The 13065-nt window shown below is 42.0% G+C and carries 14 protein-coding genes; 12 read left to right on the forward strand and 2 right to left on the reverse strand.

Features of this window, described 5'->3' with window-relative positions; genetic code table 11:
* Positions 1–4: 4 nt before the first annotated feature.
* From JOD17_RS05565 to hxlA, 8 genes are all read left to right on the forward strand, one after another.
* Positions 5–1345: a TrkH family potassium uptake protein gene (locus JOD17_RS05565; protein WP_338028756.1), complete on the forward strand. Its 1341-nt coding sequence runs from the start codon at positions 5–7 to the stop codon at positions 1343–1345.
* A 202-nt stretch (positions 1346–1547) separates the two neighbouring features.
* On the forward strand, positions 1548–2549 hold the full coding sequence (locus JOD17_RS05570) for a LacI family DNA-binding transcriptional regulator (RefSeq protein ID WP_204696119.1): 1002 nt from the start codon (positions 1548–1550) through the stop codon (positions 2547–2549).
* A gap of 19 nt (positions 2550–2568) precedes the next feature.
* Entirely contained in the window at positions 2569–3579 is a 1011-nt protein-coding gene (locus JOD17_RS05575; RefSeq protein WP_204696120.1) for a TRAP transporter substrate-binding protein, read from the forward strand.
* 11 nt (positions 3580–3590) lie between these two features.
* Positions 3591–4082, forward strand: a complete 492-nt coding sequence (locus JOD17_RS05580; RefSeq protein ID WP_204696121.1) for a TRAP transporter small permease — start codon at positions 3591–3593, stop codon at positions 4080–4082.
* Positions 4079–5356, forward strand: coding sequence for a TRAP transporter large permease (locus JOD17_RS05585; protein WP_204696123.1), 1278 nt, complete (start codon positions 4079–4081; stop codon positions 5354–5356). Before JOD17_RS05580 ends, JOD17_RS05585 begins: the two co-directional genes overlap by 4 nt.
* Positions 5357–5370: 14 nt before the next feature.
* A complete protein-coding gene (hxlB, locus tag JOD17_RS05590; protein WP_204696125.1) occupies positions 5371–5916 on the forward strand; it encodes a 6-phospho-3-hexuloisomerase in 546 nt (181 codons plus the stop codon).
* A gap of 10 nt (positions 5917–5926) precedes the next feature.
* Complete coding sequence (locus JOD17_RS05595) at positions 5927–6877, forward strand: sugar kinase (protein ID WP_204696126.1); 951 nt, start codon at positions 5927–5929, stop codon at positions 6875–6877.
* A 12-nt stretch (positions 6878–6889) separates the two neighbouring features.
* Positions 6890–7510, forward strand: coding sequence for a 3-hexulose-6-phosphate synthase (gene hxlA / locus JOD17_RS05600; RefSeq protein WP_204696127.1), 621 nt, complete (start codon positions 6890–6892; stop codon positions 7508–7510).
* Positions 7511–7623: 113 nt separating this feature from the next.
* On the opposite strand, the gene JOD17_RS05605 is transcribed toward hxlA, so the two are convergent.
* The gene (locus tag JOD17_RS05605) at positions 7624–8529 is read right to left on the reverse strand and encodes a DMT family transporter (protein WP_204696129.1); all 906 of its coding nucleotides are present in this window, start codon (positions 8527–8529) and stop codon (positions 7624–7626) included.
* 280 nt (positions 8530–8809) lie between these two features.
* Between JOD17_RS05605 and JOD17_RS05610 the strand changes: the two genes are divergently transcribed.
* On the forward strand, positions 8810–9235 hold the full coding sequence (locus tag JOD17_RS05610; protein WP_204696131.1) for a GlcG/HbpS family heme-binding protein: 426 nt from the start codon (positions 8810–8812) through the stop codon (positions 9233–9235).
* 43 nt (positions 9236–9278) lie between these two features.
* Here the strand turns inward: JOD17_RS05610 and JOD17_RS05615 are convergent, their stop codons facing one another.
* Positions 9279–9968, reverse strand: a complete 690-nt coding sequence (locus JOD17_RS05615) for a GPP34 family phosphoprotein (protein ID WP_204696132.1) — start codon at positions 9966–9968, stop codon at positions 9279–9281.
* A gap of 169 nt (positions 9969–10137) precedes the next feature.
* Between JOD17_RS05615 and JOD17_RS05620 the strand changes: the two genes are divergently transcribed.
* The 3 genes from JOD17_RS05620 to JOD17_RS05630 all read left to right on the forward strand — a co-directional run bounded on the left by JOD17_RS05620 (position 10138) and on the right by JOD17_RS05630 (position 13059).
* Positions 10138–11226 (forward strand): alanine racemase, encoded by a 1089-nt coding sequence (locus JOD17_RS05620; protein ID WP_204696133.1) that lies wholly within the window; start codon positions 10138–10140, stop codon positions 11224–11226.
* A gap of 10 nt (positions 11227–11236) precedes the next feature.
* Positions 11237–11704, forward strand: coding sequence for a GNAT family N-acetyltransferase (locus JOD17_RS05625; protein ID WP_204696134.1), 468 nt, complete (start codon positions 11237–11239; stop codon positions 11702–11704).
* Between the two features lie 128 nt (positions 11705–11832).
* Entirely contained in the window at positions 11833–13059 is a 1227-nt protein-coding gene (locus JOD17_RS05630) for an MFS transporter (RefSeq protein WP_338028757.1), read from the forward strand.
* Positions 13060–13065 lie beyond the last annotated feature (6 nt).

Here is a 13065-nt window from a genome sequence, read left to right on the forward strand (position 1 = left end):
TTTGGTGAAGGTATATGGAAAAGACATTCACATTAATCCTCCGCAGTGGATTATTATCGGTTTTTTAGTGCTGATTCTCATTGGTACAATGCTACTCTCGTTGCCTCAAGCTTCTACGAGTGGAGAAAGCATTGGAATTATGGATGCGATGTTTATGTCTGTGTCAGCAGTTTGTGTCGTTGGCCTTGCAATTGTTAGTGTTGGGCACGATTTGACTACCTTTGGGCAAGGGGTACTTCTTGTGCTCGTTCAACTTGGTGGGCTTGGATTCATGGTGTTTGGTGTCTCCGTTGCAATTATACTCGGCAAAATAACTGGATTAAAATACCGAGAGTTTATGCAACCGACGACCCGATCATTGTCTGGGAGAGGATTGTTACGATTAGCTGGCATTATCTTATGTGTGGCTCTTTCATTAGAGGCAATCAGTACAGTAATCTTAACCATTCGTTTAGTTGGGGAATTAGGGTTTTCCGATGCATTATATACTGCATTGTTTCATTCCATCGCTGCGTTTAATAATGCAGGATTTTCTTTAAACGATCAAAGTCTAGAAGGGTTCATTGGGGATCCTGTTGTAAACATCACAATCTCAGCATTGTTTATTATAGGCGGACTAGGATTTATGGTGCTCGTTGACCTTTATAAAAACCGGCGCTTTAAAAAGCTTAGCCTACATTCTAAAGTAGTGCTCACCACGTCGTTAGCTCTCTTAGTTGTAGGATTTATTGTTATTTTAGCTATTGAACTGTTCAATCCTGAGACGCGAGCAATGTCGTTATCTGAACGTCTTTGGTCAGCTTACTTTCAAAGTGCAACCCCGAGAAGTGCTGGCTTTAACACGTTTGAAATATCGAGTATGTTAGTCGCATCTCAGTTTTTTATTGTGATCCTCATGTTCATCGGTGCCTCTTCAGGTGGGACCGGTGGGGGGATTAAAACCAATACGTTTGTTGTTATTATTTTGGCAACGTTAAATACGTTTAGAAGTGGTCATCAAGTGCATGCATTTAGGCGAGGAATTGCACTAGAAACGGTGATGCGGGCCCTTGCTGTTGTTGTAAGTTCCTTACTTTTCATTGTGCTGATGACACTAATATTAACGATGACTGAAGGAATTCAAGACGTCCAATTTATGAACGTGTTATTTGAAGTAGTCTCCGCGTTTAGCACGACCGGGCTATCAATGGGACTGACTGCTGAGCTAACTGAATTCGGTAAATTACTGATGATGATTACGATGTTTGTTGGACGGTTAGGACCATTAGCTTTGGCGTTTGCATTAACGTATCAGCAACATCAAAGTCGTGTGCATTATGCCGAAGAACAAATATTAGTTGGATAAAGTACGTTAAAGACCTCAAACCGATCGTAGTTGGTTTGAGGTCTTTTTCGTTGATTCATCTCCATTATGACCTACTACTACTCCATCTAAGATAACCTTTTAAACAGTTTTTTAGAATTAGGCGTTGTAAAACCGCTTTCATCGCGTTACAATAAACCCGTGAAATAAATCGGTTTAGTAAATCGTTTTAGTGAGGTGTTTCATGAAGAAAGTGACGATGGCTGACGTGTCGCGTCAAGCAGGTGTATCGAAGAGTACCGTATCGCAATATTTAAACGGTCGATTTAATTATATGAGTAGTGAAACGAAAGACCGTATTCAACGCTCAATTGAAGAGCTTGGATATAGCCCGAATAGTGTAGCGCGTAGTTTGAGACAAAAGAAAACGAAAACGATTGGTGTTATTGTAGCCAACATTTTGCATGACTTCTCAACACAAGTGGTCAGGGCAATTGAAGATTACTGCCACGCATGTGGGTTTACCGTCATTATTTGCAATGCCGACGACCAACCTGACAAAGAACGTCATTATATTGACATGTTAAGAGCAAAGCAAGTCGATGGATTAATTGTATTTCCGACGAACGCTAACAGTGAGTTGTTCCAAGGGTTAGTAAAAGAGAATTATCCACTCGTATTTATTGACCGTTTTATTGAAGGAGTACGTGTGAACAATGTTCTTTTTGATAATAAGAAAGCGATGTCATTAGCCGTGCAGACGTTGAGAGGCAAAGGCTATGAACGAATAGGATTGGTCACTGCTTCACTTGAAGGTGCGATTACACCAAGGCAAGAGCGAAGAGATGGGTTTATGGCTGCGATGGAAGAGCAAGGGCTGCCGATTCACGATGAGTATATTCAAAGCAGTAACATCGATCAAATTAAAGATGTGCTTGCCGACATGCTTCAGTCGACCGAACGTCCTGAAGCAATCATTGCTGGTAACGATCGGGTTCTTCAAGAAGTGTTAAAAACGATGAAGCAGAACGATATTGATGTTCCTAAGGAGATTGGGCTTCTGACGATTGACGATGTGACGTTTGCAGAGTTTTATAATCCAGCGATTACTGCGATTGCTCAGCCAACATATGAGATGGGCAGAAAAGCAGCGGAGTTGTTACTTGAAGAAATCGATGGCACGAAAGGATCTAAAAAACAAACGTACCGATTTGAGCCGAGTTTACAATTGCGACACTCGTGCTAACGGAATGAGGGGAAACAAGATGATCAAAAAAATTGCAATAGGTAGTCTAGCATCGGTCCTTTTCCTTGCAGGGTGTGGAGGAGAGCAAGATGTCGTTGGTGCAGATGACCCGAAGAACTTAATTCTGGCTACTCAACTTGATGAGAACAGTCCGTATGCAGTCGGTTTCCGAACATTTAAAGAAGCGATTGAAGAAGAAAGTGACGGAGCAATTACTGCAGAGCTTCATACGAACGGTACACTCGGAAGCAATGAAGATACGTTACTCCAAAGCATCGCTACAGGTGGTGTTGATATTACCGTTGTTTCTCCTGGGTTTATGACGCAAGTCCAGCGAGAAGTGGATTTATTTTCAATGCCGTATTTGTTCACAAGTTATGAACATTGGTTGCGTGTCGTGGACGGAGAAGTCGGCGATGAGATGAGCAATCTTGTTGAAGAAGAAACAAATTTGCAAGTGCTCGGGTATTGGTCTGCAGGTGTTCGTCAGTATTATGGGTTTGAACCGGTAAATGAAGTTGAAGATTTACGAAATGTATCGATTCGTACACAAGATTCACCTGGAATTCAAGATAGCTGGTCTGCACTTGGTGCATTGCCTGTAGGGGTAGCTTGGGGTGAGATGTATCAGGCGTTACAAAATCGAGTGGTCGATGCATCAGAAAATGACTTTACAAATGTCTATCAATCGAGTCATCACGAAGTTACGCCCTACATTTCGTTAACCGACCATGACTTTACTACACGATTCTTCTTAACATCGGACGTTGTGATGGAACGTTTCACTGAAGAAGAACAGGAAATGATTGAACGGGCAGCAGAACAAGCGACGATTTCTGCACGGGAAGCAGATCTTGATCTTGCTGAATCATCATTGGAGCGGCTCGTTGAAGAAGGAGCCATTATTAATGAAGTCGATATCGAACCATTTATTGAACAAACGGAACCGGTTCGAGCAAGAATTGCTGAAGAGCTTGATGCGATGGAGTTGTTTCACGCAATTCGAGACTTAGCAGATGAAGAGTTGTGAGGTGAGTGGTGATGAAATCATTATTGAATGGAATTGAATATGTGTTTATGCGTGCGGCAGCGTTATTTTTCGTCGTCTTTGTCGTTTGTATCTTCTTGCAGCTACTTTCACGGTACGTACCGACTATATCCCTCCTATGGCCAGCTGAAATTGCAACGTATGCATTTATCTGGACGGTATTTCTTGGGGCTTCTGTGATGGTGTATCATCAAGAACATTTTAAAATTGACTATGTTTTTGAGAAGTTCAAAGGGCAAGCTTTACTATATGTAAAACTGTTTAGTCATCTCATTATTGGATTGTTTGGATTGCTCATGATCATTTACGGCTTTTCACTCGTTCAATTGTTCTGGGAATGGACAGTCAATACGTTACCACAACTTCAACAAGGATACTTGTGGCTAGCGTTACCGATCTCAGGTCTTGGGATGGTGTTGTTTTCGATCGGTAATGCGCTGGAAGATGTTAAAGACTTTAAAGAGAAAGGGGAGCAAGTAGGATGACAGGCGTTATTCTCGTAGCGTTATTTATTTTATTATTGTTCTTAGGAATTCCAATTGCCTTTACACTTGGAATTGTCGCTTTTGTAGGAATTTGGATGCTCGATTCAATTCCATTGCAAGTCGTTTTGCAAAGCATGTTCTCAGGTTTAGAATCATTTATTCTACTTGCAGTTCCTCTCTTTATTTTAGCAGCGAACATTATGAACCAAGGACAAATATCTGAACGACTCATTAAATTGGCCGTTTCGATGGTCGGACATATTCGTGGTGGACTTGCACAAGCAAACATCGTCGTCTCCATGTTCTTTGGTGGTATTTCAGGCTCTGCCCAAGCGGATACTGCAGGCGTTGGGAAAATTTTAATTCCGAGCATGATTCGTGAGGGTTACAGCAAAAGTACAGCGGTCGGCACAACTGCTGCATCTTCTACGATGGGTATGCTGATTCCACCAAGCATACCGATGGTAATATACGGAAGTGTGACGAGTGTGTCGGTCGGTCAAATGTTTTTGGGTGGCGTTATTCCTGGATTACTTATGGGTGCTGCGATGATGGCACTCGTTGGATTTATTTCTGTACGACAAAACTTCCCTCGTTCTGAACGGGTGAGTCTGAAGAATATTGGAAAGCAATTTCTTAATTGTATACCGCCATTACTGACACCTGTCATTATTCTTGGTGGGATCATTGGTGGCTTTGTTACACCGACAGAAGCGGCCATTCTTGCTTGTGTGTATGCGTTAATTCTCGCAATGTTCGTCTATCGTTCGATTACGATCAAACATTTACCAGAAATTCTATTTGATACGATTCGTCTAAGTTCATTAACGTTGTTTGCGCTAGCAACTGCAACAGCACTCGGTCACTTGTTTAGTTATTACCGTGTCCCAGAGATGATTGCAGGGTTTTTTCAAGACAATTTTGCGAGCACAGGCTTTTTCTTATTAGCGGTCATTCTACTATTCTTGTTTGTCGGAATGTTTCTTGATGCCATACCAGCCATGATTTTATTCGTTCCAATCGTCCTTCCAGCTTCTGAGACGCTTGGTGTTGATCCGGTTCACTTTGGTATTGTTATTGTCATGTGTTTGGCTGTTGGAATGATCACACCGCCTTACGGACTGTGTATGTTACTTGCAAGTTCAATTGCAAAACTATCCGTCAGCAAATCAATTGTAGCGTTGCTTCCTTACGTGGGTGTCATTATCATTACCATTCTTATTGTAGCGTTCTTCCCTGAGATTGCACTTTGGTTACCAAGTTTCTTAGAATAGAAAGGACGATGTAAATGAGTCATTTTGTAGATACAGCTAAACGTTGTCTTAACGAAATTCAACAAGTTGTTGAGCAGTTAAACGAAAACGAAATGAATGCTTTAGCTAATGAAATCCAGCACGCTAAACGCATATTTATACACGGAGAAGGGCGCTCTGGTCTAATGGGAAAAGCCATTGCGATGCGACTGATGCATGCGAACTATGAAGTGTATGTGACAGGAGAAACGATTACGCCGAGCATCTCTAACGGCGATTTATTACTCATCATTTCGGGCTCAGCATCGGGTACTGAGAACTTTTCACAAAAAGCAAAAGCATCCAACGCCAATGTTGTGCTTGTCACTGCGAATAGGAGTGTTGGTGATGATCATCCGTCAGATTTAAGGCTCTTTATTCCAGCAGCAACAAAACAACGTCTGCCACATGAGCCGAAAACAATTCAGCCACTTGGTAATCAATTTGACCAATCTGTACACATCGTGCTAGATGCAGTAATTGTTGCGCTGACGACAGACCAACAAGAAGAAATGAAAGAAAGACATGCGAACTTAGAGTAGGGGGAGCCAGATGAAAGACGTCATTACAATTGGAGACGCGATGATTACCTTAAATCCAAATTCAACGGGGCCAATGCAATTTGTGAATGGCTTTGAGCGCCGAGCAGGAGGCGCTGAGTTTAATTTTGCGATTGGCTGTGCGAGACTTGGTCTTGAGACAGGATGGATTTCTCGTCTTGGTGCTGATGAATTTGGGAAATATATTAAGAAGTTCGCTCGAGGTGAAGGAATTGATACGAGCGAAGTGCACTTGTTAGAAGGCTATTCAACATCATTGAATTTCAAAGAGATTCAAGCGAATGGAAGTGGGAGAACGTTTTATTATCGCCACCCTTCACCGACTGAAGCGATGACACCGAGCTCACTTTCACTCGAGTATTTTCAAGGTGCGAAGCTCTTTCATATGACGGGTGTATTCCCTGCGGTTACACCGTCTAATGTGGATGTATTAACACGAGCGGTCACATTGGCGAAGGAAGCTGGTTTGAAAGTTTCATTTGATCCAAACATTCGGTTGAAATTGTGGAGTGCTGAACAAGCAAGAGCGGCTTTGCTGCCACTGATGCACCATGTTGATCTTCTCTTAGCAGGTGTTGAAGAGTTAGAGCTTCTATTTGGAACGAGTGACGAGAATGAGGTTTTTACCATCGCCCAAGAGTACGAGATTGAACTTGTTGCGATTAAAAAGGGAGACGAAGGCGCTGTCGCTTGGTACAAGGGTGAGACGCTAACTTTACCAGCAGTAAAAGCAACGGCAGTCGTTGATACAGTAGGTGCAGGTGATGGTTTTGATGCTGGACTTATCTATGGTTACTTGAATGGGTATTCCCTTAAGGAAATGCTCACGTTTGCAACAACAATCGGTGCAATGGTCGTTGAAGTTATTGGTGATAATGAAGGATTACCCCATCTTGATGACGTACTTGCCAAGCTCGGTCACACAACCGTGATTGAGCGATAGGAGGGCTCTAGTATGAAGTTGCAATTAGCGCTAGATCGATTAACATGGGACGAATGCTTTGCCATTGCAAATGAAGTTCGTGATAATATCGATATTATTGAAGTCGGTACGGGTGTCATTAAAGAATACGGGATGGCGATTGTTCGAGAAATGAATGTGCAATTTCCTAATCATGCCTTGCTTGCTGATATGAAGATCTGTGATGCCGGTCGACATGAAGCAAATCAAGCGTTCCAAGCCGGTGCAGATGTTGCAACAGTGATGGCTTTTGCACCTGAAGCAACAATAGAAGAAACACTACGTGTGGCAAAAGAGCAAAACAAAACGATGATGATTGATTTATTAGGGGTTGAATCCTCTCAAAAAGTTCATCAACTCCATTCGTTAGGGGCTACCTTTGTTGGTGTGCATTTAGGCAAAGATCAACAAAAACAACAGGCATTTTCAGCGAGTCAGTTTGACATTGTCAAAGATGTTGACGTTCAAACTGCCGTTGCAGGTGGAGTCACTTTGGAGTCTCTTCAAACAATCAAGAAGCATAAGCCTGATGTAATCATCGTCGGTAGTAGCATTACAGCCGCAGCGAATCCCGCTCATATCGCGAAGTCAATGAAAGCACTTCTTCACGTATAACGTAAAGGGATGTTGGTTATACAAGTAGTACGAGCATGAAGTGTATTCGAGTAATGCCCTAATCTCGAATGGTACAACTCTATGTCGATAATCGTTAAAAGGCCGGTGTCCTCTTAGGAGCGCACCGGCCTTTTCTGAGTTGTTTTTGTTCGTTTCTCTGTTACTAAAACCGCTGAGTACAAAACGGCGATGATGCCTACGGTTTGAAAAAGGTTTAAGACGTCATTAAGGAACAAGACGCCGGTAATGACGGCAACGATGGGCTCAATTGTTGCAAGAATTGAGGCCCGGCTTGCTTCTAGATGTTTTAACCCTGTCGTATAAAAGATATACCCACAAACGGTTGAGACGAACGCCAGCAATAAACTACTCGTCAAGACGTCGGGCTCACGGAATAAGTATAGTTTTGAACGAAGATCACTCGTTAGCAGCATGAATAAACTCGTATACAAAAACGTATACGTCGTAATCGTCAAAGGTGAGTAACGATGTGTGATTGGCTTTGTAAAAATACTATAAAGTGCATAAAAGAAACCAGACAGAATTCCCATCATAATTAGTGAAAAAGATAAATTAGAAGATCCAAATGGAAGCAATTCGACAACGAATGCACAGCCGAGTAACGCTAAAATCAATGCAGCTACTTTTCGCTTCGTGAGCGGTTCTTTGAAAAAGATTCGCGAAAGCAACGTAACAAAAATCGGTCCCGTATACAGGAGCGTAACTGCAAGTGAAATGCCTGCTTGGGAAAACACTTCAAAGTAAAAATAATTAAAAAATGCAATACTTATGATACCAGCAGCTGCAAAGATCAAATGATCTTGCCACCTCGTTTTTAATTGTTTTCTAAAAAACAAGCTCATAAAGATGATCAACATTATAAAGGTAAAGACCCCTCGTATCGCAACAACTTCCCAAGCTGTAAAACCATGTTCATATAAAGGGGCAACAAATAGACCAATTAATCCCCACGCCGTTGCCCCGGCGATCGTAAAAAGGTAAGCCCTCGCTCGTGACATAATTTCTCCCCTTATTGATGTCCTTGTTCAAGTAAACCATACATTGCGAACATTTACGAAAGGAACGATGAATTCCTTCAGTTTGAGAAACGATCCCTTTATTTTGAACAAAACACGAGAAGTACGACGCAGTTCGATCTTACTTATCTCAAGTAGAGATTGGCATAATGGATCATGATGATTTCCAAACGCACACGCAATCACGTAAACTATGAAGTAACATGCATCTCATCGTAGAACATACACAAATCATCATAATTAAGTAAAGGTGGTCGATTGTATGGAAAAGTTAACGTTAGACGTTGCAGAGAAGATCGTAAAAGGAGCACAAGCTGAAGCGCAAAAACTAAGTGTGCAGATGGTTATTTCAGTCGTCGATGAAGGCGGACACTTAATTGCAACGCACCGAATGGATGATGCATGGCTCGCAAGCATTGATATTGCTCAAAACAAAGCGTGGACATCTGTCGCATTAAAAATGCCTACATCAAACCTTGAAGAAGCGACGGTCCCAAAAGCTGAATTATTTGGTCTAAACACGACAAATCAAGGAAAGCTCGTTGTATTTGGTGGAGGAATTCCTCTTGAACGAAACGGAAGAGTCGTAGGCGCAATCGGAGTGAGTGGAAGTACTGTCCCGCACGACGTGCAAATAGCAGAAGCCGGTGTAAAAGCCTTTGAAAAACTAGCATTAGAAACGGTATAACGAACAAAGAGCCAAGACGTGTACGCGTCTTGGCTCTATTTAACTAGGAATGCTCAGAAGCACTCGCATTAATGGTTGAAGAAGCAGCGGTAATCACGCTAGTTTCAATGGTTTCGATAGTGAGTTGTACATTTTTACTTACTGGCAAGTTTCTAGTTGAGGAGTGCAAATAATGTTCTACACGTTTTGCTTCTTGCTTGGTTGGATAAAGAATTGATAATAAGTGAGAAGCATATAGCAAAGAAAGCAAGATGACCATGCGTTCATCTTTTTCAGATAAGGCAACTTGATGATTTGTTTTTTCTAGTAAGCGGCGTGATTGTTCAAGATAAGGTGTTAAATCTTTAGGGGCATTCAAAAGATAAGAGTCCGTTGAAAAGAACGTACGTAAGCCTTTATCCCGTAAATGTAGAATATCTTTTTCTTCTAGTTGAAAAGCGATCAATCGTTTAAGGTTCGGTATTTTTATTGGAAGAACACGAATCCAATAACTTGCAGGCTTCGGGTTCGTAACCGTAAGTAGGTTTAACGATTTTTGCAACAATGGATGGTGAACTTCATGGTGAATGACGACGAGTTTTCCATTTTGTTCCACAAGTTTCCCTAATAGCAATAATTCGGCGAGAATGCATGCTACGAGACTCGTCGTAAATGTATTCGACGTTTGCTTGTGAATCGTTTCATGTTTCTCGTTTACTGCTATGTAAAATAAATGATCAGCTAGTGTTAACATCAATTCTCACCTTCTTTCCATACTCTTTCTACGAAATACAGAGCGGCGACGTTTCAAAATCTTCGTATACAATGCTATTTTTATTTACTAAAAAATGATGATATTAGGCTAGCAATTTGTACGAGCTTCACAGAAAATAGAAGAAGAACATACTTTGAAGGGGGTAACTATGGAGACACCATACATCCGTGTACAAAAACAAATTGTTAAAGAGAACATTCAAAGAATGCAAGATGACGCGAACAACCAAGGAATCGCATTACGTCCGCATTGTAAAACACATAAAACCCCAGAAATCGCGTTATGGCAACTTGAAGCAGGCGCAAAAGGAATTACAGTTGCCAAAATCTCTGAAGCAAATGTCATGTTTGAGGCAGGAATTACAGATATCTTTATTGCTTACCCAATTGTCACGGACGACAAAATTGCAAACGTCGTTGCACTATGTAAAAAAGCGAGCATAACGCTCGCGGTCGATAGTGTCTTCGGGGCGAACAAGTTAGCAGAAGCCGCAAAGCGTGAAGGAATGGTACTTAACGTTCGCTTAGAAGTGGATACAGGATTGAATCGTGCAGGGGCAAGAAGTGAGAAAGTCATAGAAGTTGCCCGGAGTATTCATAACGATTCTCACTTACGCCTTGATGGTATTTTCACCTTTAAAGGTGCCGTTGTTGAAGAGAAATCTACGTTAGATACGTCAGCAGCGGGTGAGGAAGAAGTTCGCCGATTGCAACAATACAAAGCACGATTAGCTGAGGAAGGAATCTCTGTACCAGTCATTAGTGCGGGCTCTACTCCTACAGCACAAGCCGTTTCCAAAACTAGAAATGTTGAAGAAATTCGACCTGGTACCTATGTATTTAATGATGCGATGCAATATAAATTAGGGGTTTGTGAATTACGTCAATGTGCAGCTTCTGTCGTAGTAACGATTGTAAGTCTGCATGATCACCGCTTAGCGGTTATTGATGGTGGAAGCAAGACGTTTGCAACAGACATTCAACCAGACCAAGAACCGTTGCGATTAAACGGCTTAGGTATCGTCATCGGTCATCCTGATGCTGTATTTTTGCGCATGAATGAGGAGCATGGAATCGTCCAGTTAGGAGAAAATCATGGATTGAACATTGGAGACACAGTCGAAATTATTCCTAATCATATTTGTAGTACCGTGAACTTACACAATCATTTTTATGTAGAAGATGAGCAAGGGGAAACAACGAAAATACGTGTAGCAGCAAGAGGCTGTCTTCAATAAGGGGTAAATGATGATTATTCGAAAAGACGACATCACTGATCCATCAGTAATTCAATTACTTCTCCAACATGTACATGAAATGAGGGAGACATCCCCACCTGAAAGTGTCCATGCATTAGATGTTGCACAGTTAAAAGAAGAAGGATTAACGATGTTCAGTGGTTGGATTGATCATAAGTTGGCTGGTGTCATCGCATTAAAAGAATTAACGAGTGAACACGGAGAAATTAAATCCATGCGTACGGCCGATGGTTTCTTAAGGCATGGAGTCGCTAGTAAGTTGCTCACTTATAGTATTGAAGAGGCTAGAAAGCGAGGCTACCGAGAATTAAGTCTTGAAACTGGTGCAGAGCCGTTTTTCGAGCCTGCTCGTTCTTTGTATTCAAGGTACGGATTTTCTGTTTGCCCACCATATGCTGATTATTGGGACGACCCGAATAGTGTCTTTATGACGATGGTCTTGAAGAAATGTGATTGATTTTTGATGGCATAATGGATGGCTGATTAGCACTAAGAATAATAGGTAGAGATTTAGTGAAATGTGGTGATAAGAGAAAGTCTTGTGGACGTACATGTTCAATCCTTCTAGTGAAGGTGTGATGACGAGTGGTGCAAGGGGAGAAAGGCAGAGTCATACAAGTTGCCATTATAACCGCCGTCGCTTTATTAGGTGATGCGATGCTGTTTATTGTATTGCCGATCTATTATGAGCAGTTTGGATTGACTGCTCTTTGGCAAATCGGCCTTCTTTTGTCGATCAACCGGCTTATTCGACTACCGATAAACCCATTTGTTGCATGGTTTTATCGTCGGTACTCATTACGCACTGGTCTATTTATTGCGACCACTCTTGCTGCGTTAACGACGTTCTCTTATGGGGTGGCGACAAGTTTTATCGTATTAGTCATTGCGCGGATGCTTTGGGGCGTTGCATGGTCGTTTTTGAGGATGGGTGGATTTTTAACAATTATTAAAGTGAGTACGAATGAAAATCGAGGCAATCACATTGGCTTGTACAATGGGTTATGGGGGATGGGCGGATTAGTTGGCATGCTTGCCGGTGGATTTTTAGCCGATCAAATTCCGATTGTTATGATGACATCACTCTTCGCTCTACTCGCGTTGATTTGTATACCACTTATTGCATTTACTGTACCGCATTCAAATGTTGATCATCGTACAACCGCAAAAGCAATTTCGCCAACCTTTCAGTTCACGCCTTACATTTCGTTAATTCTAGTTACGAGCCTCTTCAAAGGCTTTCTCATAATGGGATTGTTCGCATCAACATTAAGCCCATTAATTGAATCACGCATGCAAGAACCGATGACAATTGCTTCATTAATGATTGGGGCAGCAACGATTGCAGGGATTGTTCAGGCGATCCGGTGGTGTTGGGATCCGTTTTTTGCACCGTTGATCGGGAGGTGGAGTGACCGACTTGAAAAGCGGTATACGCTGTTATTTGTACCGTTGATTGCTGGTGGAGTGTTGCTAGTGGTTGTTGGCTTTACAGAGTCGACACTACTGTTAATTGGATTGTTGCTTCTTTTCCAGCTCACGTCGACAATGCTCACAACGACGGTGGATACGCTTGCTGCATCAGCTGCAGCGAATACAGATGAAGTCAAGATGACGATGTGGCATACGATCTTAGACGACCTAGGTGCCGCAGTGGGCCCGTTAAGTTCATTTTTACTCTTAACATGGTTGGAAGGGTCTCTGTCAATTCTTTATGTCGGATCAGGACTATTAATGCTCGGTTACGCAGTAATTTGGGGCTCCTATTATTATAAAAGCAAACGGAAAACGACTCATGCCAATGCAGCATGAGTCGTT

The sequence above is a fragment of the Geomicrobium sediminis genome, from assembly GCF_016908595.1.
GTDB lineage: Bacteria > Bacillota > Bacilli > Bacillales > Marinococcaceae > Geomicrobium_A > Geomicrobium_A sediminis.

Coding starts and splice junctions, on each gene's coding strand:
- JOD17_RS05625 (WP_204696134.1), top strand. CDS start 11,237: ATGATTATTCGAAAAGACGACATCACTGATCCATCAGTAATTCAATTA.
- hxlA (WP_204696127.1), top strand. CDS start 6,890: ATGAAGTTGCAATTAGCGCTAGATCGATTAACATGGGACGAATGCTTT.
- JOD17_RS05615 (WP_204696132.1), bottom strand. CDS start 9,968: ATGTTAACACTAGCTGATCATTTATTTTACATAGCAGTAAACGAGAAA.
- JOD17_RS05620 (WP_204696133.1), top strand. CDS start 10,138: ATGGAGACACCATACATCCGTGTACAAAAACAAATTGTTAAAGAGAAC.
- JOD17_RS05570 (WP_204696119.1), top strand. CDS start 1,548: ATGAAGAAAGTGACGATGGCTGACGTGTCGCGTCAAGCAGGTGTATCG.
- hxlB (WP_204696125.1), top strand. CDS start 5,371: ATGAGTCATTTTGTAGATACAGCTAAACGTTGTCTTAACGAAATTCAA.
- JOD17_RS05585 (WP_204696123.1), top strand. CDS start 4,079: ATGACAGGCGTTATTCTCGTAGCGTTATTTATTTTATTATTGTTCTTA.
- JOD17_RS05605 (WP_204696129.1), bottom strand. CDS start 8,529: ATGTCACGAGCGAGGGCTTACCTTTTTACGATCGCCGGGGCAACGGCG.
- JOD17_RS05580 (WP_204696121.1), top strand. CDS start 3,591: ATGAAATCATTATTGAATGGAATTGAATATGTGTTTATGCGTGCGGCA.
- JOD17_RS05595 (WP_204696126.1), top strand. CDS start 5,927: ATGAAAGACGTCATTACAATTGGAGACGCGATGATTACCTTAAATCCA.
- JOD17_RS05610 (WP_204696131.1), top strand. CDS start 8,810: ATGGAAAAGTTAACGTTAGACGTTGCAGAGAAGATCGTAAAAGGAGCA.
- JOD17_RS05575 (WP_204696120.1), top strand. CDS start 2,569: ATGATCAAAAAAATTGCAATAGGTAGTCTAGCATCGGTCCTTTTCCTT.